This is a genomic window from Mycobacterium colombiense, assembly GCF_001672755.1.
GTDB classification, from domain to species: Bacteria; Actinomycetota; Actinomycetes; order Mycobacteriales; family Mycobacteriaceae; genus Mycobacterium; species Mycobacterium colombiense_C.
Genome location: NZ_LZKI01000183.1, coordinates 1 through 25,226 on the forward strand (window position 1 = coordinate 1; position 25,226 = coordinate 25,226).

The following is a 25,226-nucleotide window of genomic DNA, read 5'->3' on the forward strand; positions in this document are numbered from 1 at the left end:
ACCGCGCCCGGCATGGTGGGGGCGGGTTGAGCCACGCCGGCCAACCCGGCCAGACCCGCCAGACCCGCCGCACCGGCGCCGCCCGCCCCCGGCATCCCAGCCTTCAGCTACCCCTATGTGGTCGGCCCTCCCGGCCTCGGGGCCGGGGAGAACATGAGCCTCGGCTCGCGCGCCGGCCAGAAGTCGCCCGCGGCCGACACCGCTGCGGCGCCGGCCGCCGCGGCCCGGCGGGAACAGGTCCGCCGCCGCCGGCGTCCCCGGCCGGGTGTGATCGATCCCGGGCGCCGCTACGAATACCTAGACCAGGGTTCGGACGGGGAATCCGCCCACGCGACGGCCTCGGATCGGGGTGCGGGGCAGATGGGGTTCACCGGCACCGCTCCCGAGTCGGGCGCCGCTCCCGTGGGCTTGACCACAGTTGCCGCCGCTTCTCTGGACGACAGCCCGAGCCTGCCGCTGTTGCCGAGCAGTTGGAGCCCCGAAACCGAAGAGGGAACATCCGGGCAGGTAGAAGGCCCGTAACGGGCCACGCGTGCGGTCGCGGCGGTTTGGGCGGCTTCCGATCGGGCTACCAAGCTTCCAGCTCAACGTTAGAGTGGGGGCAGAGCAATGGAGGGAGTCCGTAAATGATGAAGCGTTCGTTGGCCAAACTGGCCGTCACGCTCGGCGGTCTGGCATTGGCGTCGACCGCTGGGGCCGGGGTCGCATCTGCTGATCCCGATTACGGTCCGATGATCCACACCACCTGTAGCTACGACCAGGCGATGCGGGCGGTGCACGCCGAGAACCCGATGGCCGCCCAGTACCTCGACCAATCGCCGCCGAACCAGCAGTTCTTGCAGCAGTACCTGGCGTCGTCGCCCGATCAGCGGGTGAACCTGCTGCACGCGATCGAGCACAATCAGGGGGCCCAGCAGGCCCTGCCGATCTTCCAGCAAATGATGACGGACTGCACTCGGTACTGAGTGCCTCCACCGCTCTAGACCCGGGCCCGGGTGCCCCGAGGCGATACGGCCGCTGAGCTGCGCTACGCGTTTGTGGTCGATTCCGCCCTGGGCAACCCGGGCTGCTGGTGGCGGAGCGCGCTCAGTGCGTCGGCAGGTCCGGCCGATAGCGCGCCAGCAGCGACCGGACCGTGTTCATGGCGTCCACCGCGCGGCCCTTGTCAACGGCCTGGATGGCCATCACCGGTATGTACTCGTCGTCCGGTAGGTCGATGCGCGCCCAGCGGTGACCCACCGGGAAGGACACCCCGGCAACATCCGGCCACTCGATCAGCTTGTCGCCCAACAGATTTCTCACCGAAACACCGACCGGCCCCACTCGCAGCCGCGGCCGCGCGAACAACAGCACGACGCCGGCGATGACCAGACCCAGCACCGCGATCGCCACCTGATCGGAGGTCTGAAAGACCACTCCGGTGGAGCCCACCTTGAGCAGCAGGCCCACCGCGATATGCGCCGCGGCGATGAGAAACGCCGCCCCATAGGCGAATAACGGTGTGCGATGGGGACGCAGCACCGCATCCCAGGACTCGCGGCCCGACGGCGACGTCACGACTGAGCGCGCAACTCACGCAGGGTCAGCGCGGTGGTCAAGGCCGCCAGAGTGGCTTGGGCCCCTTTGTCCTCGGCCGATTCCGGAAGCCCGGCCCGGTCCAACGCCTGCTCCTCGGTGTCGGTGGTCAACACGCCGTTGGCCACCGGTGTGGAAGTGTCCAATGACACCCGGGTCAGGCCCTGCGTCACCGCATCACACACATATTCGAAATGCGGTGTCTGCCCGCGGATCACGACGCCCAGCGCGACGACGGCATCGTGGTTGCGGGTGAGTTCCTGCGCCACCACCGGAATTTCGATCGCGCCGATCACCCGGATCACCGTCGGGTCGTCGATACCCGATTCCGAGGCCACCTTGCGGGCACCGGCCAACAGTGCGTCGCAGATTTCGCTGTGCCAGGTGCTCGCAACCAGGGCCAGTCGCAGGCCGGATGCATCGAGCGGCGGAACCTCCGGCACACCGTCGGCGGGGCTCATCGGCGCCACTCCTGCGCATCACTTCGTTCTGCATCGTCGCCGGCGCGGCTCACAAAGCACCGCCGAATTCACCTGGCAGATGGACGGATTCGTGAAAGTCGTCCAGCCCGGCCAGGTCATGGCCCATCTTGTCCCGCTTGGTCATCAGGTAACGGATGTTCTCCGCGTTGGCACGCACCGGCAGCGGCACCCGCTCGATGATGTGCAGGCCGTACCCGTCCAGCCCGACCCGCTTGGCGGGGTTGTTGGTCAGCAGCCGCATCGAACGCACCCCGAGGTCCACCAGGATCTGTGCGCCGATACCGTAATCCCTTGCATCCGCTGGCAATCCGAGCTTGAGATTGGCATCGACGGTGTCCTCACCGGCGTCCTGCAGCTGGTAGGCCTGCAGCTTGTGCATCAGCCCGATGCCGCGGCCCTCGTGGCCACGCATGTACAACACTATGCCGCGTCCCTCGCGGGCGACCATGGCCATGGCCGCGTCCAGTTGCGGCCCGCAATCGCAACGGCGCGAACCGAATACGTCACCGGTCAGGCACTCGGAGTGGACGCGCACCAGCACGTCGTCACCGTCGGAGTTCGGCCCGGAGATGTCTCCGCGCACCAGTGCAACGTGTTCGACCTCTTCGTAGATGCTGGCGTAGCCGATGGCGCGAAACTCGCCGTGCCGCGTCGGTATCCGGGCCTCAGCGATCCGGGCGATGTGCTTCTCGTGCTTGCGGCGCCACTCGATCAGGTCGGCGATGGTGATCATCGCGAGGTCGTGTTCGTCGGCGAACACCCGCAGTTCGTCGGTCTGCGCCATCGAACCCTCGTCTTTTTGGCTGACGATCTCGCAGATGGCGCCCGCGGGCTGCAGCCCGGCCAGCCGGGCCAGGTCCACGGCGGCCTCGGTGTGACCGGGACGGCGCAACACGCCACCGTCCTTGGCGCGCAACGGAACCACGTGACCCGGCCGGGTGAAGTCGTCGGCGACGCTGGTGGGATCGGCCAGCAGCCGCATCGTGGTGGCCCGGTCCGAGGCCGAAATCCCGGTGCCCACACCCCGTCTTGCGTCGACGGTGACCGTGTAAGCGGTGCCGTGCTTGTCCTGGTTCACCGCGTACATCGGCAGCAGGCCCAGCCGGTCGCAGACCTCGCCGTCCAGCGGCACGCACAGGTATCCCGAGGTATAGCGCACCATGAACGCCACCATCTCCGGCGTCGCCTTCTCGGCGGCGAAGATCAGATCACCCTCGTTCTCGCGGTCCTCATCGTCGATGACGATGACGGCCTTGCCGGCCGCAATGTCGGCAACCGCCCTCTCGACGGAGTCCAACCTCGTCATTCTTGCTACCTCGCCGTTCCCGCTGTCCGGCGGGAACACTGTCGAAACGGCTCACACGAGAAGCCCACGTGTTGCATTCAGTATGAACCACGGCGACGCCGCCGTTATTGCCACGGCTTGATCAGTGGGACGGTCCCGAATCGCGTTGCGCCGCCGAGGGGGCTGGCGACGCCGGCGGCGTGACCACGTCCGATGAGCGCGCACATATCTCGTCGCCGCGGATCCCCGCGGCATCCCGGTGTCGGATCGGGCCTCGCGACCCGCCGTAATCGTTGCCGGGATCACAATTTTGGCCGCCCCGGCCGCCGACACCAGGCACGACACCAGGAGCCCTTTTCGCGACGGGAAAGGCATCGGGCGATTTCCGGCTCGGGGTAACCCGCAAACAGGATGCCGCCGTCAATAATGGTTTCCCCAACACGCAATATCGTCACCTAGTGCCAAAAATAACCCCATGAAAGGCCCGTATACACCGAAACCCTTTGCAGCAGATATGTGTTGGCTGTGCCCAATATTTGACACGAGCAAACGGCAAAAGTGGGTTTCACGGACATATCGGGGGGAAATCCAAACCGCATGAATACCAACACACAAACACGACCGTGGGTCCGCCTGTGCACCGGCGCGCTCGCGGCCGGCGGCCTGGCCATGTCCGCCCTCGGACTGTCCACCGGCACCGCCTCGGCGGCGCCTCCTCCTCCGCCCATGTACCACCACCACTGGTGTCCGGGCGAGCAGTGGGACCCGGGCTGGGGCCCCAACCAGAACTGGAACAACTGCCGTGACTGGGACGACAATTACGGCGGCCCGGCCGGCTACGGGGCGCCGCCGTGGGCGGGGCCGCCGCCACCCCCGCCGCCGTGGGCACCGTGGGCCCAGATCGTCTGGGATCCCGGCATGAACCATTGGGGTTACTGGGAAGGCCCCAACTGGCGCCCGGTGTAATCAGCCGAGTAACCAGCTGATCCCGAAACAGGCCGCTGCCGCGGCGCGAGACGCCGGCCTGTTGTCATGACGGCTTGTCCTCGGCGGAAGAGTCTTTGGCCAGGTGGCGCAGGACCCGTTCGTTGAGGGCGGCGAGCATGTCGAGCTCAGCCGGCGTGAGCAGGTCGATGAAGTTCCGGCGGACGTCCTCCACGTGTCCGGGCGCCGCCTTCTCGATGGCAGCCCGGCCGGCCGGCAGCAGGCAGACCATGGTGCTGCGGGCGTCGTCGGGATTGGGCTCGCGACCGATCAGCCCGTCCTTCTGCATGCGTCGAACCTGGTGGGAGACACGGCTCTTCTCCCAGCCCAGCATGTTGCACAGGTCGCGGGCGGCCATGCGGTCTCCGTCGTGACCCGAGAGCACCGCCAGGATCTCGTAGTCAGCCCCCGACAGGCCCGATTCCTGCAGACCCCGGTTCAGGTGCACGTCGAGCTGGTGATGCGCGTGCTGAAAGGCCCGCCAGGCGCGGTCTTCACGAGGGTTGAGCCACTTCGGTTCCATCAGCCCCCATGCTACCTCCAATTGGTTGACGCGTCATCAAAATCGACTTAAGGTGGACTGATCAACCTTTTCGATCATCGATTCAAGACGGGACACCTCATGAGCAGCATCAGCATCATCGGCACCGGGAACATGGCCCGCGCCATCGGCGCGCTGGCGGTAGCGGGCGGCAACACCGTCGAGGTCATCGGCCGCGACCAGACCAAGGCGACTGACCTGGCCAAAGCTCTCGGCGGGGGCGCCACGACGGGAGAGTTCGGCGCCGTCCCGGCCGGCGAAATCGTCATCGTGGCCCTGTTGTACGCCAATGTCGTTCCGGTCGTCACCCAGTACGGAGACGCCCTCGCGGGCAAGGTCATCGTCGACATCAGCAACCCATTCAATGCCGCGGCCGACGGGCTGGCCATCCCCGATGACACCTCGGTCGCGCAGGAAGTTGCCAAGGCGGCCCCGGCCAGCGCCAGCGTGGTAAAGGCCTTCAACACGATCTTCGGCGTTGTCCTGGCCCAGGGCCGGCCCCTCGACGTCTTCATCGCCGGCGACGACGCGCGCGCCAAGGCGGGCGTGGCGGAGTTCGTCGAGAGCCTCGGGCTGCGCCCGCTGGACGTCGGCGGCTTGAACATGGCGCACTGGCTGGAGGGAACGGGCCTGGTCATGATGGGTCTCGCCCGCCACGGGGTGGGCAACTTCGACTTCGCCCTCGGCGCCGCCGTTCCCGGCTGAGCCGTGCCGTGCGCTCTGGCAATGGTTGATCAATCATCTAAAGGATTCGCGATGAAGCTTGGTTTCGCGCTGCCCATCGTCGGGCCCGCCATCAGCAGCGCCGCTGGTCTGAGCGCGTTCTGCCGCGGACTCGAGGACCTCGGCTACGACACGCTGTGGGTAGGCGATCGTCTGGTCACGCCGGTAGACATGCACAGCACCTATCCGGGCAAAGAGCAGCCGTACCCGCCGCAGATGACCCGTTACCTCGATCCGGTGCTGCTGTGGACCGTCGCCGCGACAGCGACCAGCCGGATGCGGCTCAACGCCAGCACGCTCAGCACCTTCTACTACGAGCCGGTGCACCTGGCCCGGCTGCTGACCACGCTCGACGTGCTCAGCGACGGCCGCCTCGACGTTGGTGTGGGAATCGGGTGGATGAAGGACGAACACGACATCGCCCGCAGCGCGGACTGGCACCGGCGCGGGAAGATGCTCGATGACCTGCTGGCCTTCCTGCACGAGTGGTGGACGACCACCCCGGTGTCCTGGGAGAGCGAGTTCTTCTCGCTGCCACCGGTCCACGCCGACCTGCGTCCGGTCCAGGCCGGCGGTCCGCCCATCTGGATCGGCGGTGCCAGCGAGGCCGCGATGCGCCGGGTAGGCCGCAGCGGCACCGGCTGGCTCGGGGTCGAGGGGCTGCAGGACGAGGTCACCGATCACCTGTGGTCGATTGCGCGCCGCGCGGCGCAGGACGCCGGCCGCGATCCGGACGCGCTGAAGACGGCCATGCGGGTCAACCTCGAACCGGGCACGTCCGTCGACTCCGTTGCCGACAAGCTCGAGCGCCTCGCCGGGTCGGGTGCTGATGAGGCGATCGTGGATGCCTTCGCGATGTTCTCCACCCTTGGCCAGTTGCTCGACTTCGCCGGCCGGGTAATTGCCCGATGGCGCGAGCACGGGAACACTCGGCAACCCGGCATGCTCTGAGCGCCCTCCTGTTCAGCGGGCCATCAACCGCTCGACGTACTTGGCAATCACGTCGACCTCGAGGTTCACCTGGGTGCCGACCGGAGCGCGGCCCAGCGTGGTCAATTCGCGGGTGGTGGGGATCAGCGAGACTTCGAACCAGTCCCCCGGCTCGCCGCCCAGCGCGGACACCGTCAACGAGATCCCGTCTACGGTGATCGATCCCTTTTCCACGACGTAGCGGGCCACCTCGGCCGGCATCTCGATGCGCACCACTTCCCAGTGCTCCGACGGCGTCCGGCCCACGATGCGCCCGGTCCCGTCGACATGCCCCTGCACGATGTGCCCGCCCAGCCGGCTGTTGACGGCCGCGGCGCGCTCCAGGTTGACCCGGCTGCCGACCTGCAATTCGCCCAAGTTGGACCGGTTGAGCGATTCGGCCATCACGTCGGCGGTGAACTGGCCGCCGGGCAGCAGCTCGGCGACGGTCAGGCACACGCCGTTGACGGCGATCGAATCGCCATGGCCCGCGTCGGCGGTCACGACGGCACCGCGGATGGTCAGCCGTGCGGCGTCCGAAAGGACGTCGCGAGCTGTCACCTCGCCGAGTTCCTCGACAATTCCGGTAAACATCCTCATAGGCTAATTGCCCCCCACTCACGCTGATGAGCAGGGCAAACACCGGCGCCCAGACGACACTGGCACCCCGCGTTCACCAGGGCAGTCACCCGCACCCTCTACGATGCAGAGTATGCAGACCCGCCGCCGTATATCGGCCGTCATCGCATCCCTGACCCTCGCCACCGCCTTGATCGCCGGTTGTTCGTCGGGCTCGAAGCAGAGCAGCGCGCCGCTCCCCGACGGCACCACCTTGGTCAAGCAGTCGGCCGACGCCACCAAGAAGGTCCAGAGCGCGCACATCGCGCTGAGCATCCAGGGCAAGATCCCCGGGCTACCCATCAAGACGCTGACCGGTGACCTCACCACGGCACCGGCCACCGCCGCGTCGGGCAACGCCACGATCACCCTGGGCGGCTCGGACATCGACGCCAACTTCGTGGTGCTCGACGGAACCCTGTACGCCACCCTCACCCCGAACAAGTGGAGTGACTTCGGCAAGGCCTCCGACGTCTACGACGTCTCGGTGCTGCTGAACCCCGACAACGGGCTGGGCAACGCGCTGGCCAACTTCAGCAACGCCAAGGCCGAGGGCCGGGACAACATCAACGGGCAGAACACCATCCGCATCACCGGCAACGTCTCGGCCGACGCGGTGAACAAGATCGTGCCGCAGTTCAACGCGACGCAGCCGGTGCCGAGCACAGTGTGGGTCCAGGAGACCGGTGACCACCAGCTGGTCCAGGCCAATCTGCAGAAGAGCTCCGGCAACTCCGCCCAGATCACCCTGTCCAACTGGGGCGAGCAGGTTCAGGTCACCAAGCCCCCGGTGAGCTCGTGACCGCGGAGATCGCCGCCCCGACCGGGCACCAAACCGGGCGCCGCGTCGCGATCAGCGCGGGCAGCCTGGCGGTCCTGCTGGGCGCCCTGGACGCCTACGTCGTCGTGACGATCATGCGCGACATCATGACCGACGTTCACATCCCGATCAACCAGCTGCAGCGCATCACCTGGATCATCACGATGTACCTGCTGGGCTACATCGCCGCCATGCCGCTGCTGGGCCGCGCCTCCGACCGGTTCGGCCGCAAGCTGGTGCTGCAGGTCAGCCTGGCGCTGTTCATCGTCGGCTCGGTGGTCACCGCGCTGGCGGGCCACTGGGGCGATTTCCACCTGCTGGTCGGCGGCCGCACCATCCAGGGTGTGGCCAGCGGCGCGCTGTTGCCGGTCACCCTCGCCCTGGGCGCCGATTTGTGGGCGCAGCGCAACCGCGCCGGCGTGCTGGGCGGCATCGGCGCCGCGCAGGAACTCGGCAGCGTGCTGGGCCCGCTGTACGGGATCTTCATCGTCTTCCTGTTCCACGACTGGCGCTACGTGTTCTGGATCAACGTGCCGCTGACCCTCATCGCGATGGTGATGATCCAGTTCAGCCTGCCGTCGCACGAACGGGTGGAGGAGCCGGAGAAGGTCGACCTGGTCGGTGGCGTGCTGCTGGCGGTCGCCCTGGGCCTCGCCGTGATCGGTCTGTACAACCCCCAACCCGACGGCAAGCAGATCCTGCCGAGCTACGGGCTGCCGCTGGTCATCGGCGCGGTCGTGGTCGCCGCGCTGTTCCTGATCTGGGAGCGCTTCGCGCGCACCCGACTGATCGAACCGGCGGGCGTACACTTCCGCCCGTTCCTGGCCGCGTTGGGCGCCTCGCTGTTCGCCGGTGCCGCGCTGATGGTGACGCTGGTCGACGTCGAGCTGTTCGGGCAGGGCGTGCTGGGACAGTCCCAGACCCAGGCCGCGGGGCTGCTGTTGTGGTTCCTGATCGCGCTGCCGATCGGGGCGGTGCTGGGCGGGTGGATCGCCACCCGGGTCGGTGACCGGATCATGACCTTCGTCGGGCTGATGATCGCGGCCTACGGCTACTGGCTGATCCACTTCTGGCGCCAAGACGTGATGAGCCAGAAGCACAACGTTTTCGGGGTGTTCAGCGTGCCGGTGCTGCACGCCGACCTGCTCGTGGCCGGCGTGGGCCTGGGGCTGGTGATCGGGCCGCTGACCTCCGCCGCGCTGCGTGTGGTGCCGTCCGCCCAGCACGGCATCGCCTCGGCGGCGGTGGTGGTGGCCCGGATGACGGGCATGCTGATCGGTGTCGCCGCGCTCAGCGCGTGGGGCCTGTACCGGTTCAACCAGATCGTGGCGGGTCTGACGGCCGCGATCCCGGCCAACGCCACCCTGCTGGAGCGCATCGCCGCCCAGGGCACCATGTACCTCAAGGCCTTCGCCCAAATGTACGGCGACATATTCTCGGCCACCGTGGTGATCTGTATCGCCGGTGCGCTGCTGGGCCTGTTGATCGGCGGCCGCAAAGAGCACGCCGAAGAGCCGGAAGTCCCCGAGCCGCAAGCGGTCTCGTTGGGCGAGCGCTAGCCGCTACGCGGCACCAGGCTGAGCAACAGGTCGGGCCCGACCCGGTCGACGCCGTCGAACTGCCAGCGGAGCGCCCGCGCGATCGTGGACACGCCGACGTCGTCGACCGCGGTGACGGGGCCGCCCAGCAGCGTCGGCGCGACGTAGGCCAGGATCCGGTTGACCACCCCGGCGCGCAGGAAGGCACCCGCGAGCGTCGGGCCGCCCTCCAGCAGCACGTCGGTGCGGTCGGACACGGCCTTGAGCACCTCCATCGGGTCGTGCGTGCGGATCAGCATGGTTCGCGAATCGTCGTTGAGAACCTTTGCCTCCGAAGGTATTTCACGCATCCCGACCACCACTCGCAGCGGTTGCCGGTCGGCCAGCGAGCCGTCGGGCAGCCGCGCCGTCAGCGCCGGGTCGTCGGCCAGCACGGTGCCGGTGCCCACCACGATCGCGCCGGCGGCCGCACGCCGACGATGCAGATCGAGCCGCGAGGCCTCGCTGGAAATCCACTGACTGGAGCCGTCCGCGGCCGCGCTGCGTCCATCGACGCTGCTGGCGTATTTCCAGGTCAGATGCGGCAGCCCGGTCCGTTGCTTGTGCAGCCACTCCCGCAGCGGGCCACCGGTCACCTCGTCGGCCAGCACCCCGGACTGCACCGCGACGCCGGCCTCCTCGAGCCGGGCCGCCCCACCGGCCGCCTCCGGGTTCGGGTCGGCGACGGCGTACACCACGGTGCCCACCTTCGCGTCGAGCAGGGCGTTCACACACGGCGGGGTTCTGCCGTAGTGGTTGCACGGCTCGAGGGTGACCACCACGGTGCCCCCGACCGCCAGATCGCCGGCCCGCCGCAGCGCCAGGATCTCGGCGTGATCGCCACCGGCCGGTTCGGTGGCCCCGACGCCGACCACCTCGCCACCGGCATCCAGGATGACCGCCCCCACCGGTGGGTTCGGATACGTGGTCCCCTTGACGTGGTTGGACTGGTCGATCGCCAAGCGCATCGCGGCGTCAAGGCTGCCGCCCGGCGGAAGCGTCATCGACGCAGATGCGGAGATGCGCCGGCGGCCTGGCGACGCAACGCGTCGATCGCGGCCTCCGGGTCGTCGGCGCCGTACACGGCCGACCCGGCGACGAAGCAATCGACGCCGGCCTCGGCGGCCTGCTCGATGGTGTCGGCGTTGATGCCGCCGTCGATCTCGACGAGGATCGTCAACTCCCCCGCCTCGATGAGCTTGCGCGCGGTGCGCACCTTGCTCAGCACCTCGGGGATGAAACTCTGGCCGCCGAAGCCGGGCTCCACCGACATGATGAGCAGGGTGTCGAACTGCGGCAGGATTTCCAGGTAGGGCTCCAGCGGGGTCCCCGGCTTGACACTGATCCCCGCTTTGGCGCCTGCGGCCCGGATATCGCGGGCCACGCCGACCGGATTCTGGGTGGCCTCGGCGTGGAAGGTGACGTTGTACGCCCCCGCCTCCGCATAGGGAGGCGCCCAGCGGTCGGGATCCTCGATCATCAGGTGGCAGTCCATCGGGATGGTGGTGGCGGCCAGCAGGCTCTCCACCACCGGCAGCCCGAAAGTCAGATTCGGCACGAAGTGGTTGTCCATCACGTCGACGTGCAGCCAGTCGGCCCCGGTCACGGCGGCGGCTTCGTCGGCGAGCCGGGAGAAGTCAGCGGCAAGGATCGACGGCGCGATCAGCGGCCCCTTTGGCGGTTCGGGGTTGCGAGGCATGAGCGCCAGACTACTGAGCCGCGCGGCCCGCTTCACATCCGGCGCGGCTCCGCTAACCCGCCTCGCGGCGCAGCGCGGCCGCGAACATCGCGTCGGTGCCGTGCCGGTGCGGCCACAGCTGGACGTGCGGCCCGTCCCCCAGGTCGGCGACGGGCTCGAACAACGGCCGGGTGTCCAGCGCGCTCACCGGGTGGCGGCGCAGCGCGTCGGCGACCACACCGACGGTCTCGGCCAGGTGCGGCGAGCAGGTGGCGTAGAGCACCACGCCGCCGGGGCGGGTCAGCGCGATCGCGGCCCCCAGCAACTCGCGCTGCAGCTTGGTCAGCGTCGGCACGTCGGCGGGTTGCCGCCGCCACCGGGCCTCCGGCCGGCGGCGCAGCGCCCCCAGCCCGGTGCAGGGCGCGTCGACGAGCACCCGGTCGAACGTCGGCTCCAGTTCCGTCTGCCGCCCGTCGACCCGCAGCACGTCGACCGGTAGGCCACGGGTGTTCTCTTCGACCAGGTCGGCGCGGCGCGGCGCCGGCTCCACCGCGGTGAGCCGGAATCCGGGCTCCGGGTGCTGCTGCACGCCGAGGGACGCCAGCAGCGCCGTCTTCCCGCCCGGCCCGGCGCACAGGTCCAGCCACCGGCCGCTGTCGCCGTCGACCGGCGCCAGGGTCAGCGCCCACGCCACCAGCTGGCTGCCCTCGTCCTGGACCAGCGCGACACCGTCGCGCACCGGCGCCAGCCTCCCGGGATCACCGCCCGCGAGGTACACCGCATACGGCGAATAGCGGCCGACGGTCCCATCCACCGCGTCGGCCAACTCGGCGGCGGTCAGCGCCCCGGCGCGGGCGGCCAGGTGCACCTGGGGCCGCTCGTCGTCGCTGGCCAGCACCGCGTCGAGTTCGGTCGCGGCGGCACCCAACGCATCGGCGAACGCCTGGGCGATCCAGCGGGGGTGGGCATGCACGAACGCGGCGTGCCCGATCGGATCCTGCGCCGGGTCGGGGGCCAGGTCGGCGACCCAGGACTGCTCGTCGCGCCCGGAGATGGTGCGCAGCACCCCGTTGACGAAACTCGCTCGCGCCGAGTCGAATTCGATTCCGGCCTGCTCGACGGTGGTGGACACCGCGGCGTGCGCGTCGACCCGGGTGCGCAGCAGCTGATACGCGCCGAGCCGCAGCAGGTCGAGCAACACCGGATCGATGGCCTGGGGCGAGCGCCCCGCGGCCGCGCCGATGACGGCGTCGAGCAGGCCCCGGGTGCGGCAGGTGCCGTAGGTGAGCTCGGTGGCGAACGCCGCGTCGCGGCCGGTGATTCCGCGTTCGCGCAGCAACGCCGGCAGCGCCAGGTTCGCGTAGGCATCGCGTTCGCTCACCGCCCGAAGCACGTCGAACGCGGCAGCGCGGGCCGGATCCAGGGGCCGGCGCGGCGGCCGGCGGTCGCGCTGCTGGGGCCGGCGGTCGCGCTGCTGCGGTCGCGGCGGCTTGCGTTCCGGGCGGCCGCGCTGCGGTCTGTCGCGCCCGGTGCTCATGTCGCCCGCACCCCGGGGTCGAGCCGGGCCCCGCGGGCCCAGTCCACCGCGTTCATGAATTTCTTTCCGGGCGGCTGGATCTGGTCCAGCCGCACCGGCTCGGATCCCGTGCCGACCCAGACGCTCTTGCGGTCGACGTGAATAGCGCCGGGCGGCAACGGTTCTGACGGCCCCGGCAGCGCGGAGGCCTCGGCGACCTGTATCGGCCCCAGTTTGATGCGCAGGTCGCCGATCAGCGTCCACGCGCCGGGGCTGGGGGTGACGGCGCGAATGCGACGATCCACGACCAGCGCCGGCAGGTCCCAGCGCACCCGGGCCTGCTCGACGGTGATCTTGGGTGCGATGCTGACCCCGTCGGCGGGCTGCGGCACCGGCGTCAGCGTCGCGTCGGCGACGCCGTCCAGCGTGGTCGACAGCAGTGCCGCGCCCGAAACAGCCAGTCGCTCAAGCAGTTCCCCGGCGGTATCGGTCGGCCGGATGGTCTCGGTCACGACTCCGAAGATCGGGCCGGAGTCCAGGCTCGGCTCGATCTGGAACGTCGACGCGCCGGTGATGCTGTCGCCCGCGGCGATGGCCGCCTGCACCGGCGCGGCGCCGCGCCAGGCGGGCAGCAGCGAGAAGTGCAGGTTGATCCACCCCCGCGGCGGGACGGCCAGCAGGCCGTCGCGCAGCAGCGCGCCGTAGGCCACCACCGCGCAGCAGTCCGGTGCCAACTCCGACAGCTCCGCGACGAACTCGTCCGCGTTCGGCCGCGATGGCCGCAGCACGGGGATTCCACGATCGAGCGCCTCGCGGGCCACCGGCGACGGCTCCGGCTTGCCGCGCCGTCCGACCGCGGCGTCGGGCCGGGTCAGCACCGCGATCACCTCGTGCCGCGGTGAGTCGATGAGGCGGCGCAGTGCGGGTAGCGCGGGTTCGGGGGTTCCTGCGAAGACAAGGCGCACCGGCCCAGTCTAGGAAGCGGCGCGCCCGGGCCCGACCCGACCGAGGCGGCCGGAAGTGCGTGCGTACACTGTTGCCTATGGCTATTATTTCTGACAGCCATTGATTACCGGTGTGAGCCGCACTGGCGATTCACGTCGACAACGAGGTCGAAAGACAACCCTTCCCCTTTTCAAAGGAGGTCTAGATGGCCCTCGACACCCCGATCAGTGACGCCTCGGTGGCCGCCACCCATCGCACGGTATGGGCGCTGGGCGACTACGCCCTGATGGCCGAGGAGGTGATGGCTCCCCTCGGCCCCGCCCTGGTCAAAGCCACCGGCATCGGGCCCGGCGTCCGGGTCCTCGACGTCGCCGCCGGCTCGGGCAACATCTCGCTGCCGGCCGCCGCCACGGGCGCCACCGTCGTGTCCACCGACCTCACCCCGGAGCTGTTGCAACGGTCGCAGGCCCGGGCGGCGGCCCGAGGCCTGACGATCGACTACCGGGAAGCCAACGCGCAGGCGCTGCCGTTCGGCAACGGCGAGTTCGACGTGGTCATGTCCGCGATCGGCGTGCAGTTCGCCCCCGACCAGCAGCGCGCCGCCGCCGAACTGGTCCGGGTCTGCCGGCCGGGCGGCACGATCGGCGTGATCAGCTGGACCCCCGAGGGGTTCTTCGGCCGCATGCTTGCCACCATCCGGCCGTACCGCCCGAGCCTGTCGCACCCCGTGCCGCCGGCCGCGCTCTGGGGTCGCCCGCGTTACGTCGCAGCGCTGCTCGGCGACCAGATCGGTGACCTCACCGCGACGCGAGGCATGTTGGCGGTCAACCGGTTCGACAGCGCCGAGGCCGTGCATGCCTACTTCAAGCAGCACTACGGCCCGACCATCGAGGCGTACGCGAACATCGGCCACAACCGGGTGCTGGCCGCCGAACTCGACGCCCAACTCGTCGAACTCGCGCAGCAGCACCTGGCCAACGGCACGATGGGCTGGGAGTACCTGCTGGTGACCGCCGAAAAGCGGGCCGACTAGCCCTACAGGTCGATCTCGGCGTCCAGGTGGACGTCGGGCTCGCCGCCCGCGGCGGTGAAGGCCGTCAGGGCCCGCACCAGCCCGTGCCGCTCCGGCGGCGGCATCTTCGCCACAATCGCCGCGATCTCGGCGCGCCGGTGCGCGGTCACCTGGTGGACGACGTCGCGGCCGCGCGTGGTGAGCGCGGCGAGCAGCTCGCGCCGCGAAGTCGGGTGCGGCAGGCGGTCGATCAGCCCGGCGGCGACCAACCGGTCCACCATCCGGCCGGTGGCCGACGGCTGCACGCCCAGCAGACCGGCCAGCGTGGCCAGGTTGACGGGGCCGCGATTGGACAGGATCACCAGCGTCCGGAACTGTGCGATGGTGATGGTCTCGTCGACCTGCCCGACGGAGCGAGCCGAAATGGCCATCAGCAAACGGGAGGCCGTCAGCAGGGCATCGGTGATGACGTCCAATGACTCGTCAACTGTGGCGTTGTCGGTTGCCATATCGCCCCTTCCCGGATGGTTTCCGGACCTCTCGGCGGCTAAGGATTAGAAAGTGTAGCAACACTCTAATGTCGTAAAACGAGATTATTGCATGCACATATTGTCGCCTAGGGTAACAGTCTGTGACGGTTAACCGATGTGCAACGGGTCGATCTGCACCCGGGCCGGCTCATGGGTCTGCCGGGCGCTGAGCACACCGACGCCGCGCCGCAGCGCCGCCGCCAGCGCCAGGCCCTGCTGACGGGGCACGCGCACCAGCATCCGCGTCACCGGGGCACCGGCCGGCGTTCCGGCCGGCCGGCGTACGCCGGCCGGAAGGTCAACCGGCCCAAGCAAATCCGCGCGCAAAGACTCGTGCTCGGACAGCCGGGCCTCCTCGAGCAGCGCGGTCACGGCGGCGGCCGTCCCGTCGACGGCCGCCATGTGCACGCTGGGCGGCAGGCCGACCTCGGCCCGCGCGGTCACTTCGGCCTCCGCATGACCCACCGGATCCCAGCGGATCAGCGATTGCACTGTGGGAAGCGATGATTCGGCGACCACCATCACCACACCGCCGTCGCCGCGGGCGCGCACCAGCGCGGCGGCCGTCATCCAGCGCCACAGCGCGTCCTCGGCCGCGCGCAGGTCTTGGCGCCCCAGCAGCGCCCAGGTGTCCAGCAGCAGCGCCGCGCCATAACCGCCGGACGCCTGCGGCTCGGCACCCGGGGTGGCCACCACCAGCGCCGGGCCGGCCGCGACCTCGGGCACCACGCCGTCACCCGACGACGTGATCACCGCCGTGCCGGGGAACGCGCGGCCGAGTTCTTCTGCGGTGCGGCGCGCTCCGACGACGACGGCGCGCACCGCGTCCGACCCGCAGCGCGCGCAACGGCGCGTCGGGTCGACGCGCCCGCACCAGCGGCACAGCAGCGCCGCGCCGCCCTCCTGTAACGACAGCGGACCGGTGCAGTGCCGGCACCGGGCGATGGTCCGGCACCGCGCGCAGGCCAGCGACGGGAGGTACCCCCGCCGCGGCACCTGCACCAGCACCGGCGACCCGGCCTGCAGCGCCGAGCGGGCGGCGCGCAGCGCGATGGACGGCATGCGCGCCGTGCGCGCCGCCGGATCGCGCTCGTCGGCGTAGCCGGTGTCATCCAGCGCGATCACCCGCGGTGTGCGGGCCCGCACCGCCGGCCGCGCCGCGACGATGTCGTGGGCCCAGCCGCTGCGCACCAGCGCGTGCGCTTCGGCGGTGCGCGCATAGCCGCCGATCAGGGCCGCGCACCGGGCTTGATGCGCGCGCAGCATCGCCACCTCACGGGCGTGCGGGTACGGCGCCCGCGGTTCGGCCAGGCTGTCATCGGCGTCGGCCCACACCATGACCAGCCCGAGATCGCTCAGCGGCGCGAACACCGCACTGCGTGTGCCGATCACCAACCGCGCGGAGCCGCGCAGCGCCGCCAGCCAGCGCCGGTATCGGGCCGCCGGTCCCAGGCCGGCCGACAGGGCCACCACGCTGCCCTCGTCGATCCGCGCAGTCGCGGCCTGCCACAGGGCGTCCAGGTCGCGCTGGTCGGGAACGATCGCCAGCACCGATCGGCCGGCCCGCACGGTTTGCGCGGCGGCCTCGGTGAAGCGGTCCGTCCACGACTCGCCCGGCAGCGCCTGCCAGACGGCCCGGGCGGCCCGCGATTCGGCCAGCGCGGCCAGGAACTGAGCGCCCCGGCCGTAACCGTCCCAGCCCGACGGGTCGACGGGCGCCGGGACCGTCACATCGCTTCTGACCAGGGCTTCCCGCTCCACCCGGGCGTGCCGGGCCGGCACGGCCAGGCGCAGCACGTCGGGGCGGGTGCCGGCGTAGTGCGCTGCCACCGCGTCGACCAGCCGGCGGATTTCCGGCGTGAGCACCGGCTCGGCCGACACGACGCGATCCAGCCAGCCCAGCTTGCCGGGGTGATCGGTGTCGTTGCGGCGCTCCAGCACGAAGCCGTCGACCAGCCGGCCGTGGAAGCGCACCCGCACCCGCACCCCCGGCTGGGCGTCATCGGACTGTTCGGCGGACACCAGGTAGTCGAACTCCCGGTCCAGGTGCGGCACCGACAGCATCGGCAGCACGCGGGCGATGGGCTCCACCTCGACGGGCGTGCGCGCGCTGGGACTCACCGCGTCCCCGGGCCGCGAATCATGTTGTCATCCAATGTGTTTACCGTCCGGTGCGCAGCGTACCGGGCACGGGCGACAATCAGCCCTCGGCGGCCGCCGGGGCGTCCCCGGCGGTGTCGGCGGGAAGCTCGCGGCCGAAGAAGAACCCGGCCGTGATCAGGATCTGGGCCGCCGCATACGCCCACCAGATCGGGACCGCCAGCGCCTCATTGCCCAGGATGAAGCGGGCGATGGCGATCATCGAGTCCGAGGCCGCGAAACACACCGCCCCCACCGCTGTCCAGATCGTCGGCAGTTTCGCCAGCAGGGCCGTGCACACCATCGCGGTCAGCATCACGATGTAGACCGTCACCGGAAGCGTCAGCTTCTCCGCGCCCAGGTGGGGCCAGAACCAGGCCAGCAGCGCGATCGACGCCGCACACATCAGGACCACCGCAACGGTACGCACCGTCGACGGCGGCGCATCCTTGTTGAACGCCGGCACCAGCGGCAGCAGCGCGCCCACAAAACACATGTGCGCCAACAGGAATGCCGCCAGACCCGCCACGAACGACAGCGTCCACCATGGGATCGCCAGCACCCAGTCGCCGACCGCCGAGAGCAACAGCGCCAGCATCAGCCACCGCCGCTCGCGAACGTAGGCGTGCCCCGCCGCGGCCAGCGTCAGCAGCAATGCCATCGAGGCCTTGAACGCCGGTTGCAGCACCCAGTGCCCGGTCAACTCGATTCCCGGCGGCGAGCGCAGCGCCAGCACGGTCAGGTAAATGCCGTAGGCCAGGGCCACCCAGCCGGCCACCACCCAGGCGCCGGCCACCAGACGAGGTGCGTACGGTACGTCCATGCCCAGCTTGGATAACACAGCCGACGAGAAACCCGCTATCGACCCCATCCTGCAGAAGGTACTGGATGCGGTTCCCTTCCGGCTATCCACTGAGGACGGAATCGACGCGGCGCGGCAGCGGTTCCGCGACCTGCCGCGCCGGCCACTGCACCCCGAGCTGCGGGTCGAGGACCGCACGATTCCCGGGCCCGACGGCGCCATCGCGGTCCGGATCTATTGGCCGCCAAGCCATTCCGAAGACACCTCGGCCGGCGCCGAGGTGCCCGTCGTGCTGTATTTCCACGGCGGAGGGTTCGTCATCGGCGACCTCGACACCCACGACGGCACGGCCCGTCAGCACGCGGTCGGCGCCGACGCGATCGTGGTGTCAGTCGACTACCGGCTGGCCCCCGAGCACCCCTACCCCGCCGCAGTCGAAGACGCTTGGGCCGCAACGCTTTGGGTCGCCGAGAACGCCGGTGAACTGCACGGCGACCCGAACCGGATCGCCGTCGCCGGGGACTCGGCCGGCGGCACCATCTCCGCGGCGGTGGCGCAGCGGGCGCGGGACAACGCAGCCCCGCCGATCGTGTTCCAGCTGCTGTGGTATCCGTCGACCATGTGGGACGCGTCGCTGCCGTCGTTCGCCGAGAACGCCACCGCACCGATCCTGGACGTGAAGGCCGTCGCGGAGTTCTCCCGTTGGTACGCGGGCGAAGTCGACATGTCCGATCCGCCGTCGGACATGGCGCCGGGGCGCGCGAAGGACCTGCGCAACCTTGCGCCTGCCTACATCGCGGTCGCCGGATACGACCCGCTGCGCGATGACGGCATCCGCTACGGCGAATTGCTGACCGCCGCCGGCGTCGACGCCCGGGTGCACAACGCCGAGACGCTGGTGCACGGCTACCTGGGCTATGCCGGCGTGGTGCCCGCCGCCACCGCGGCGCTAGAGGGCGGCCTGGCCGCGCTGCGAACCGCCCTGCACCGGTGACCCCGCAGCGTACGGTGAACGCATGAGCGAGCCGACCACCGCCCGGCCCGGGATCGATCCGACATTCAAGGCGTTGCTCGACGCCTTTCCGATGACCTTCCGCGAGGCCGACGGTGTCGAGGTCGCCCGCTCGCGGCTCCGGCTGCTCAAGGTGCCGCCGAAGATGCTGCCCGACCTGCGGATCGAGAACCGCACGATCGCCCACGGCGAGCGCACCGACATCCCGGTGCGCATCTACTGGCCCGACAGCGACGTCAGCCCGCTGCCCGTGGTCGTCTTCTACCACGGCGGCGGCTTCTGCCTGGGCGACCTGGACACCCACGACCCGGTCGCACGCGCGCACGCCGTCGGCGCCGAGGCCATCGTGGTGTCCGTCGGCTACCGGCTGGCCCCCGAGCATCCGTTCCCGGCCGGCGTGGACGACTGCTGGGCCGCCCTGCAATGGGCCGCCGAGAACGCGGCCGAGCTCGGCGGCGACCCGAACAACATCGCCGTCGCCGGCGACTCGGCCGGCGGCAACCTCGCCGCGGTGACGGCGCTGCTGGCCCGCGACAACGGCGGCCCGGCACTGCGCTTCCAGTTGCTGTGGTACCCGACGGTCACCGCGGACCTGTCGCTGCCGTCGTTCACCGCCAATGCCGAGGCGCCGATCCTGAACCGTGAGGTCATCGACGCGTTCCTGTCCTGGTACGTGCCCGACCTCGATCTCACCGACCCGAAGACGCTGCCCACCACCATGGCCCCCGCGAACGCCGCGGATTTGTCCGGGCTGGCGCCCGCCTACATCGGCACCGCCGAACACGATCCGCTGCGCGACGACGGGGCCCGTTACGCCGAGCTGCTGCACGCCGCCGGCGTGCCGGTGGAGCTGAGCAACGAACCCACCCTGGTGCACGGGTTCGTCAGTTTCGCCCTGGCGATATCCGCCGCCGCGGCGGCCACCGAGCGCGGCCTCACGGCTCTCCACAAAGCGCTGCACCCCTAGGCAGGCAACGATGGTCCCGCACGAAGACGAAACCCCCGACTATCACACGCTGATCATCGGCGCCGGGTTCTCCGGCATCGGTGCGGCGATCAAGCTGGACAGGGCCGGGCTGCCCGATTACCTGGTGATCGAGGCCGGCGACGGGGTCGGCGGTACCTGGCACTGGAACACGTATCCCGGTATCGCCGTGGACATTCCGTCGTTCTCCTACCAGTTCTCCTTCGAGCAGAGCCGGCACTGGTCGCGCACCTATGCGCCGGGTCGAGAGCTCAAGGCCTACGCCGAACACTGCGCCGACAAGTACGGCATCCGCTCGCGGATCCGGTTCAACACCAAGGTGCAAACCGCCGAGTATGACGACGAGCGCGGCCTGTGGCGGCTGCAGACCGACCCGGCGGGAGAGATCACGGCGCGATTTCTGATCAGCGCCAGCGGCGTGCTGACGGTGCCGAACCTGCCCGACATCGACGGCGTCGATTCGTTCGGCGGCATCACCATGCACACGGCGCGGTGGGATCACGGCCAGGATCTGCGCGGCAAGCGCGTCGCGGTGATCGGCACCGGCGCCTCGGCCGTCCAGGTGATTCCCGAGATCGCGCCAATCGTGTCGTCGCTCACGGTGTTTCAGCGCACCCCGATCTGGTGCTTCCCCAAGTTCGACGTCCCGCTGCCGGCGCCGGCGCGCTGGGCGATGCGAATTCCCGGCGGCAAGTTCCTGCAGCGCCTGCTCAGCCAGGCCTACGTGGAGCTCACCTTCCCCATCTCGGCGCACTACTTCACGGTCCTCCCGCTGGCCAAGCGAATGGCCTCGTTCGGTAAATCCTATCTGCGGCAACAGGTTCGGAATCCGGCCGTGCGCGAGCAGCTCACCCCGCAGTACGCGGTGGGCTGCAAACGCCCCGGCTTCCACAACGGCTACCTCGCCACGTTCAACCGCGACAACGTGCGGCTGGTCACCGAACCGATCGACAAGATCACGCCCGACGCGGTAATTACCACCGACGGCGAGAACCACGAGATCGACGTGCTGATCCTGGCGACCGGTTTCAAGGTGATGGACCCCGACAACGTGCCGACCTTCGCCGTGACCGGGAGCGGCGGAAAGTCGTTGAGCCGCTTCTGGGACGAGCACCGGCTGCAGGCCTACGAGGGCGTCACCGTGCCGGGATTTCCCAACCTGTTCACCGTGTTCGGCCCGTACGGTTACGTCGGCTCTTCGTATTTCGCGTTGATCGAGGCGCAGACTCATCACATCGTGCGCTGCCTCAAGCGGGCCAAGCGCGTCGGCGCGACCCGCGTCGAGGTGAGCCAGGAGGCCAACGACCGCTACTTCGCCGAGATGATGCGCCGGCGACCCAAGCAGATCTTCTGGCAGGACAGCTGCCGGCTGGCCAACAGCTACTACTTCGACAAGAACGGTGACGTGCCGCTGCGGCCGGGCACCACCCCGGAGGTGTACTGGCGCAGCCGGCGATTCGACCTGGACGACTACCGCTTCACCCGCTAGCGTTCTCCCGTGGCGAAGGAATTCTCGAGCATCGACGGGTCGCTTCGCGACTTCATCCGGGAACAGGCCGTATTCTTCGTCGCCACCGCCCCGTCCGAAGGTGGACGAATCAACCTGTCCCCCAAGGGATATCGCGACACATTCGCAGTGCTGGACGAGCACACGGTCGCCTACCTGGATCTGTTCGGCAGCGGCGTGGAAACCATCGCCCATCTGCGCGACAACGGCCGGATCACCGTCATGTTCTGCTCGTTCACCCGCAACTCGCGGATCCTGCGGCTGTTCGGCACCGGGCGGGTGATTCGCCCGGACGACACCGAATTCGCCGCTCTGATGCGACATTTTGGCGACCAGCACGCGGGGGTCCGCGCCATCATCGTGGTCGATGTGCAGCGGATCGCCGACGCCTGCGGATTCGCGGTGCCCTATTACGATCTCGTCGACGAACGCCCGGTGCTCGACGCCGCGCATCGCAACGCCACCGACCACCAGTACGGCCGGCTGGTCGATCGCAACCGGCGCAGCATCGACGGGCTACCCGCACTGGACGCGGACCACCCCCTGCCGCGTTAGATCGCGCGCTTGAGCTCGTCGACCTTGTTCAACTGCTCCCAGGGCAGCTCGATGTCGGTGCGGCCGAAGTGCCCGTACGCGGCGGTCTGCGCGTAGATCGGGCGCAGCAGGTCCAGGTCGCGGATGATCGCGCCGGGCCGCAGGTCGAAGACCTCGGGGACGATCTTTTCGATCTTGACCGGGTCGACCGTCGCGGTGCCGAAGGTCTCGATGAACAACCCGACCGGGGCCGCCTTGCCGATGGCGTAGGCCACCTGCACCTCGACCCGCTCCGCCAACCCGGCCGCGACGATGTTCTTGGCCACCCACCGCATCGCGTAGGCCGCCGACCGGTCCACCTTGGACGGATCCTTGCCGGAGAAGGCACCACCACCGTGGCGGGCCCAGCCACCGTAGGTGTCGACGATGATCTTGCGGCCGGTCAGCCCGGCATCGCCCATCGGGCCGCCCAGGACGAACTTGCCCGTCGGGTTCACCAGCACCCGCGTCGCCGACGAGTCCAGGGTGTCGTGGGCCAACTCCTCGAGCACGGTCTTGAGCACGTGCCGCCGGATGTCGGGATCCAGCGTCTTGTCCAAGTCGATGCCATCGGCGTGTTGCGTGGAGACCACCACGGTGTCCAGCCGGACCGGAACGTCATCCTCGTACTCGATGGTGACCTGCGTCTTGCCGTCCGGGCGCAGGTAGGGCAGCGTGCCGTTCTTACGCACCTCGGTCAGCTTGCGCGACAGCCGATGCGCCAGCGCGATCGGCAGGGGCATCCGCTCGGGGGTGTCGTTGATCGCATAACCGAACATCAGCCCCTGATCGCCGGCGCCCTGCAGATCCAGCGGGTCGGCGGTACCCTCCACGCGGTGCTCGTGGGCGGTGTCCACACCCTGGGCGATATCGGGTGACTGCGCCCCGATCCCGATGTTGACCCCACACGTGTTCCCGTCGAAGCCCTTGTCCGAAGAGTCATAGCCGATGTCGAGGATGCGCTCGCGCACCGTGTTGGTGATGTCGGCAAACGCCTCCTTGGCCGTCGTGGTCACCTCACCCACCACATGCACCTGCCCGGTGGTGACCAGCGTCTCGACGGCCACACGTGAACGGGGATCCTGCGCCAGCAGCGCATCGAGCACCGAGTCGCTGATCGCGTCACAGATCTTGTCGGGATGCCCCTCAGTCACCGACTCACTGGTAAACAGGCGACCCTTTTCGCTCACAATGACAATCCTTCCAATTAGTTAGTTAGCCGAATTATATCGGCTGGCGTCGGCCCGGCCAGCACCTGCCCCGGTGCCGAGAAGAACTCGACCGTTCTATCCGCCGTCCCCGTGCAGGAACGCGGCGATCGCATCCACGATACGACTGGCCATCAATGTCTTGGAGCCGTGCTGCAGCGCCGACTCGGTACCGTCGGCCGCCAGCAGCCAGCCGTCGTTGCTGTCCACCTCGAAGGCCCGGCCGTCGCCCACCGCGTTGACGACCAACAGGTCGCAGCCCTTGTTACGCAGCTTCGCCCGGGCGTGAAACAGCACGTCCCCGTTGGCGTCGCCGGTCTCGGCGGCGAACCCCACGATGGCACGCATGTTGGGCAGCTCGCCGTTGGCCCGCGCCCGCACCGCACCCGCCAGCACGTCGCTGTTGCGGACCAACTCGATCGTGGGCGGCTGGTCTTGCTCCTTCGGGCCCTTTTTGATCTTGGCGGCCGCAACCCGGGCCGGCCGGAAGTCGGCGACGGCGGCGGCCATCACCAGCACGTCCGCCTCGGCCGCGTGCTTGGCGACGGCGTCGCCCAGCTGCTCGGCCGAGCTGACATGAACCACGTCGACGCCGGCGGGGTCGATCAGCCCGGCGGTGTGCCCGGCGATCAGCGTCACCTCGGCACCGCGCTGGGCGGCCACCCGCGCCACCGCATAGCCCTGCTTGCCGGAGCTGCGGTTGCCGATGAAACGCACCGGGTCGACCGGTTCACGCGTGCCCCCGGCCGTCACCAGCACCTTGCAGCCGGCGAGGTCGTAGGGCAGCGCGTCGTTGCGTTCCAGGAGCAGATGAGCCAGCGTGGTGATCTCTTCGGCCTCCGGTAGCCGGCCCGAGCCGCTGTCCGTCCCGGTGAGCCGCCCGGCGGCGGGTTCGAGCACCACCGCTCCCCGGCGGCGCAGCGTGGCCACGTTGTCGACGGTGGCCGGGTGCAACCACATCTCGGTGTGCATCGCCGGCGCGAACAGCACCGGACATCGCGCGGTGAGCAGGGTGGCCGTCAGCAGATCGTCGGCCCGGCCGTGTACCGCCCGGGCCAGCAGGTCCGCGGTGGCCGGTGCGACCACGACCAGGTCGGCCTGCTTGCCGAGCTGGACGTGCGGAACCTCCGGCACGTCGTTGAAGACGCCGGTGTGCACCGGCTGGCCGGAGAGTGCCTCGAATGTGGCGGCGCCGACGAAACGCAGCGCGGACTCGGTCGGGATGACGCGGACCGAGTGACCGGCCTCGGCGAGCTGGCGAACGACGGTGCACGCCTTATAGGCGGCGATACCGCCGGAGACGCCGACGATTACTCTTTTCGCGACCCGATCGCGGTTGTCCACGGCGCGCCCGGCCCGGCCCTGTTACTCGCCCTCGGTGTGCTCGAGCAGGTCGCCGTGGATCTCGCGCATCGCGATCGAAAGCGGCTTTTCCTGCAGCCCCGGCTCGACCAGCGGACCGACGTATTCGAGGATGCCCTCACCGAGCTGGTTGTAGTAGTCGTTGATCTGACGAGCCCGCTTGGCGGCGTAGATCACCAGGGCGTACTTGCTCGAGACGCGGTCCAGCAGCTCGTCGATGGGCGGGTTGGTGATGCCCAGCGGGGTGTCGTAGGCGCCCGGTCCCCCGGCGGACGGATCGAACCGGTCGGGGACGGCGGCCAATGCCGCGTCGGACTGCGGAATACTCACTTAGGTCAATCTCCTGGCGGATTGTCAGCGGTTCGTCGCCGCTGAAAGAACTG

Annotated in this window: 27 protein-coding genes; 12 read left to right on the top strand and 15 right to left on the bottom strand. The window is 69.5% G+C overall.

The genetic code is table 11. From position 1 onward, the window contains the following. Positions 1–153: 153 nt before the first annotated feature. Complete coding sequence (locus A5708_RS23045) at positions 154–522, top strand: hypothetical protein (RefSeq protein ID WP_196772725.1); 369 nt, start codon at positions 154–156, stop codon at positions 520–522. A gap of 104 nt (positions 523–626) precedes the next feature. Continuing rightward, a complete protein-coding gene (locus A5708_RS23050; protein WP_065030830.1) occupies positions 627–965 on the top strand; it encodes a hemophore-related protein in 339 nt (112 codons plus the stop codon). Between the two features lie 121 nt (positions 966–1,086). Here A5708_RS23050 and A5708_RS23055 read toward each other — a convergent pair whose 3' ends face one another. From A5708_RS23055 to A5708_RS23065, 3 genes are read right to left on the bottom strand one after another with little or no spacing between them, the layout of a single operon-like run. Continuing rightward, entirely contained in the window at positions 1,087–1,557 is a 471-nt protein-coding gene (locus A5708_RS23055; RefSeq protein WP_065030831.1) for a PH domain-containing protein, read from the bottom strand. Next, entirely contained in the window at positions 1,554–2,036 is a 483-nt protein-coding gene (gene ribH, locus A5708_RS23060) for a 6,7-dimethyl-8-ribityllumazine synthase (RefSeq protein WP_065030832.1), read from the bottom strand. Before ribH ends, A5708_RS23055 begins: the two co-directional genes overlap by 4 nt. 49 nt (positions 2,037–2,085) lie before the next feature. Beyond that, positions 2,086–3,363, bottom strand: a complete 1,278-nt coding sequence (locus A5708_RS23065; protein ID WP_065030833.1) for a bifunctional 3,4-dihydroxy-2-butanone-4-phosphate synthase/GTP cyclohydrolase II — start codon at positions 3,361–3,363, stop codon at positions 2,086–2,088. Positions 3,364–3,939: 576 nt separating this feature from the next. On the opposite strand from A5708_RS23065, the gene A5708_RS23070 reads away from it, so the two are divergent. Next, on the top strand, positions 3,940–4,308 hold the full coding sequence (locus A5708_RS23070) for a hypothetical protein (RefSeq protein WP_065030834.1): 369 nt from the start codon (positions 3,940–3,942) through the stop codon (positions 4,306–4,308). Positions 4,309–4,372: 64 nt separating this feature from the next. Here the strand turns inward: A5708_RS23070 and A5708_RS23075 are convergent, their stop codons facing one another. Further along, positions 4,373–4,849 (bottom strand): MarR family winged helix-turn-helix transcriptional regulator, encoded by a 477-nt coding sequence (locus A5708_RS23075; RefSeq protein ID WP_065030835.1) that lies wholly within the window; start codon positions 4,847–4,849, stop codon positions 4,373–4,375. A gap of 99 nt (positions 4,850–4,948) precedes the next feature. Here A5708_RS23075 and A5708_RS23080 point away from each other — a divergent pair, with 99 nt between their 5' ends. Continuing rightward, complete coding sequence (locus tag A5708_RS23080; protein ID WP_065030836.1) at positions 4,949–5,572, top strand: NADPH-dependent F420 reductase; 624 nt, start codon at positions 4,949–4,951, stop codon at positions 5,570–5,572. Positions 5,573–5,623: 51 nt separating this feature from the next. Continuing rightward, positions 5,624–6,541, top strand: coding sequence for a TIGR03619 family F420-dependent LLM class oxidoreductase (locus A5708_RS23085; protein WP_065030837.1), 918 nt, complete (start codon positions 5,624–5,626; stop codon positions 6,539–6,541). A gap of 12 nt (positions 6,542–6,553) precedes the next feature. On the opposite strand, the gene A5708_RS23090 is transcribed toward A5708_RS23085, so the two are convergent. Beyond that, on the bottom strand, positions 6,554–7,153 hold the full coding sequence (locus tag A5708_RS23090; RefSeq protein ID WP_065030875.1) for a riboflavin synthase: 600 nt from the start codon (positions 7,151–7,153) through the stop codon (positions 6,554–6,556). 118 nt (positions 7,154–7,271) lie between these two features. On the opposite strand from A5708_RS23090, the gene A5708_RS23095 reads away from it, so the two are divergent. Further along, the gene (locus tag A5708_RS23095) at positions 7,272–7,979 is read left to right on the top strand and encodes an LppX_LprAFG lipoprotein (RefSeq protein ID WP_065030838.1); all 708 of its coding nucleotides are present in this window, start codon (positions 7,272–7,274) and stop codon (positions 7,977–7,979) included. 8 nt (positions 7,980–7,987) lie between these two features. Next, on the top strand, positions 7,988–9,556 hold the full coding sequence (locus tag A5708_RS23100; RefSeq protein ID WP_065030876.1) for an MFS transporter: 1,569 nt from the start codon (positions 7,988–7,990) through the stop codon (positions 9,554–9,556). Here the strand turns inward: A5708_RS23100 and ribD are convergent. From ribD to fmt, 4 genes are read right to left on the bottom strand one after another with little or no spacing between them, the layout of a single operon-like run. Next, positions 9,553–10,578, bottom strand: a complete 1,026-nt coding sequence (ribD, locus tag A5708_RS23105) for a bifunctional diaminohydroxyphosphoribosylaminopyrimidine deaminase/5-amino-6-(5-phosphoribosylamino)uracil reductase RibD (protein WP_065030839.1) — start codon at positions 10,576–10,578, stop codon at positions 9,553–9,555. The genes A5708_RS23100 and ribD overlap by 4 nt on opposite strands. Then, positions 10,575–11,273 (bottom strand): ribulose-phosphate 3-epimerase, encoded by a 699-nt coding sequence (gene rpe / locus A5708_RS23110; protein WP_065030840.1) that lies wholly within the window; start codon positions 11,271–11,273, stop codon positions 10,575–10,577. Before rpe ends, ribD begins: the two co-directional genes overlap by 4 nt. A gap of 52 nt (positions 11,274–11,325) precedes the next feature. Further along, positions 11,326–12,789 carry an RsmB/NOP family class I SAM-dependent RNA methyltransferase gene (locus A5708_RS23115; RefSeq protein WP_065030841.1) on the bottom strand — a complete coding sequence of 488 codons (1,464 nt, stop codon included), beginning with the start codon at positions 12,787–12,789 and terminating at the stop codon, positions 11,326–11,328. Beyond that, positions 12,786–13,733: a methionyl-tRNA formyltransferase gene (gene fmt, locus A5708_RS23120; protein ID WP_065030842.1), complete on the bottom strand. Its 948-nt coding sequence runs from the start codon at positions 13,731–13,733 to the stop codon at positions 12,786–12,788. Before fmt ends, A5708_RS23115 begins: the two co-directional genes overlap by 4 nt. Before the next feature lie 185 nt (positions 13,734–13,918). Between fmt and A5708_RS23125 the strand changes: the two genes are divergently transcribed. Beyond that, the gene (locus A5708_RS23125; RefSeq protein WP_065030843.1) at positions 13,919–14,746 is read left to right on the top strand and encodes a class I SAM-dependent methyltransferase; all 828 of its coding nucleotides are present in this window, start codon (positions 13,919–13,921) and stop codon (positions 14,744–14,746) included. A gap of 2 nt (positions 14,747–14,748) precedes the next feature. On the opposite strand, the gene A5708_RS23130 is transcribed toward A5708_RS23125, so the two are convergent. The 3 genes from A5708_RS23130 to A5708_RS23140 all read right to left on the bottom strand — a co-directional run bounded on the left by A5708_RS23130 (position 14,749) and on the right by A5708_RS23140 (position 18,217). After that, positions 14,749–15,234, bottom strand: a complete 486-nt coding sequence (locus tag A5708_RS23130; RefSeq protein ID WP_065030844.1) for a MarR family winged helix-turn-helix transcriptional regulator — start codon at positions 15,232–15,234, stop codon at positions 14,749–14,751. Positions 15,235–15,363: 129 nt separating this feature from the next. Further along, entirely contained in the window at positions 15,364–17,376 is a 2,013-nt protein-coding gene (locus tag A5708_RS23135; protein ID WP_196772726.1) for a primosomal protein N', read from the bottom strand. A gap of 79 nt (positions 17,377–17,455) precedes the next feature. Then, positions 17,456–18,217: a lysoplasmalogenase gene (locus tag A5708_RS23140; protein WP_065030845.1), complete on the bottom strand. Its 762-nt coding sequence runs from the start codon at positions 18,215–18,217 to the stop codon at positions 17,456–17,458. Between A5708_RS23140 and A5708_RS23145 the strand changes: the two genes are divergently transcribed. Genes A5708_RS23145 through A5708_RS23160 form a run of 4 tightly spaced genes read left to right on the top strand, consistent with a single transcriptional unit; the run spans position 18,216 to position 22,255 of the window. After that, positions 18,216–19,190 carry an alpha/beta hydrolase gene (locus A5708_RS23145; protein ID WP_065030846.1) on the top strand — a complete coding sequence of 325 codons (975 nt, stop codon included), beginning with the start codon at positions 18,216–18,218 and terminating at the stop codon, positions 19,188–19,190. The genes A5708_RS23140 and A5708_RS23145 overlap by 2 nt on opposite strands. 22 nt (positions 19,191–19,212) lie before the next feature. Further along, positions 19,213–20,175: an alpha/beta hydrolase gene (locus A5708_RS23150; protein WP_065030847.1), complete on the top strand. Its 963-nt coding sequence runs from the start codon at positions 19,213–19,215 to the stop codon at positions 20,173–20,175. 10 nt (positions 20,176–20,185) lie between these two features. After that, the gene (locus tag A5708_RS23155; RefSeq protein ID WP_065030848.1) at positions 20,186–21,682 is read left to right on the top strand and encodes a flavin-containing monooxygenase; all 1,497 of its coding nucleotides are present in this window, start codon (positions 20,186–20,188) and stop codon (positions 21,680–21,682) included. Between the two features lie 9 nt (positions 21,683–21,691). Further along, the gene (locus A5708_RS23160) at positions 21,692–22,255 is read left to right on the top strand and encodes a pyridoxamine 5'-phosphate oxidase family protein (protein WP_065030849.1); all 564 of its coding nucleotides are present in this window, start codon (positions 21,692–21,694) and stop codon (positions 22,253–22,255) included. On the opposite strand, the gene metK is transcribed toward A5708_RS23160, so the two are convergent. The 3 genes from metK to rpoZ form a co-directional block, all read right to left on the bottom strand. Further along, on the bottom strand, positions 22,252–23,463 hold the full coding sequence (gene metK, locus A5708_RS23165; protein WP_065030850.1) for a methionine adenosyltransferase: 1,212 nt from the start codon (positions 23,461–23,463) through the stop codon (positions 22,252–22,254). The two genes, A5708_RS23160 and metK, sit on opposite strands and share 4 nt — an antisense overlap. A gap of 96 nt (positions 23,464–23,559) precedes the next feature. Further along, positions 23,560–24,825, bottom strand: coding sequence for a bifunctional phosphopantothenoylcysteine decarboxylase/phosphopantothenate--cysteine ligase CoaBC (gene coaBC, locus A5708_RS23170; RefSeq protein WP_065030851.1), 1,266 nt, complete (start codon positions 24,823–24,825; stop codon positions 23,560–23,562). Positions 24,826–24,846: 21 nt separating this feature from the next. Further along, the gene (gene rpoZ, locus A5708_RS23175) at positions 24,847–25,173 is read right to left on the bottom strand and encodes a DNA-directed RNA polymerase subunit omega (protein ID WP_007774376.1); all 327 of its coding nucleotides are present in this window, start codon (positions 25,171–25,173) and stop codon (positions 24,847–24,849) included. Between the last annotated feature and the right edge of the window lie 53 nt (positions 25,174–25,226).

Coding starts and splice junctions, on each gene's coding strand:
- A5708_RS23045 (WP_196772725.1), top strand. CDS start 154: ATGAGCCTCGGCTCGCGCGCCGGCCAGAAGTCGCCCGCGGCCGACACC.
- A5708_RS23050 (WP_065030830.1), top strand. CDS start 627: ATGATGAAGCGTTCGTTGGCCAAACTGGCCGTCACGCTCGGCGGTCTG.
- ribH (WP_065030832.1), bottom strand. CDS start 2,036: ATGAGCCCCGCCGACGGTGTGCCGGAGGTTCCGCCGCTCGATGCATCC.
- A5708_RS23065 (WP_065030833.1), bottom strand. CDS start 3,363: ATGACGAGGTTGGACTCCGTCGAGAGGGCGGTTGCCGACATTGCGGCC.
- A5708_RS23070 (WP_065030834.1), top strand. CDS start 3,940: ATGAATACCAACACACAAACACGACCGTGGGTCCGCCTGTGCACCGGC.
- A5708_RS23075 (WP_065030835.1), bottom strand. CDS start 4,849: ATGGAACCGAAGTGGCTCAACCCTCGTGAAGACCGCGCCTGGCGGGCC.
- A5708_RS23080 (WP_065030836.1), top strand. CDS start 4,949: ATGAGCAGCATCAGCATCATCGGCACCGGGAACATGGCCCGCGCCATC.
- A5708_RS23085 (WP_065030837.1), top strand. CDS start 5,624: ATGAAGCTTGGTTTCGCGCTGCCCATCGTCGGGCCCGCCATCAGCAGC.
- A5708_RS23090 (WP_065030875.1), bottom strand. CDS start 7,153: ATGTTTACCGGAATTGTCGAGGAACTCGGCGAGGTGACAGCTCGCGAC.
- A5708_RS23095 (WP_065030838.1), top strand. CDS start 7,272: ATGCAGACCCGCCGCCGTATATCGGCCGTCATCGCATCCCTGACCCTC.
- ribD (WP_065030839.1), bottom strand. CDS start 10,578: ATGACGCTTCCGCCGGGCGGCAGCCTTGACGCCGCGATGCGCTTGGCG.
- rpe (WP_065030840.1), bottom strand. CDS start 11,273: ATGCCTCGCAACCCCGAACCGCCAAAGGGGCCGCTGATCGCGCCGTCG.
- A5708_RS23115 (WP_065030841.1), bottom strand. CDS start 12,789: ATGAGCACCGGGCGCGACAGACCGCAGCGCGGCCGCCCGGAACGCAAG.
- A5708_RS23125 (WP_065030843.1), top strand. CDS start 13,919: ATGGCCCTCGACACCCCGATCAGTGACGCCTCGGTGGCCGCCACCCAT.
- A5708_RS23130 (WP_065030844.1), bottom strand. CDS start 15,234: ATGGCAACCGACAACGCCACAGTTGACGAGTCATTGGACGTCATCACC.
- A5708_RS23145 (WP_065030846.1), top strand. CDS start 18,216: ATGCCCAGCTTGGATAACACAGCCGACGAGAAACCCGCTATCGACCCC.
- A5708_RS23140 (WP_065030845.1), bottom strand. CDS start 18,217: ATGGACGTACCGTACGCACCTCGTCTGGTGGCCGGCGCCTGGGTGGTG.
- A5708_RS23150 (WP_065030847.1), top strand. CDS start 19,213: ATGAGCGAGCCGACCACCGCCCGGCCCGGGATCGATCCGACATTCAAG.
- A5708_RS23155 (WP_065030848.1), top strand. CDS start 20,186: ATGGTCCCGCACGAAGACGAAACCCCCGACTATCACACGCTGATCATC.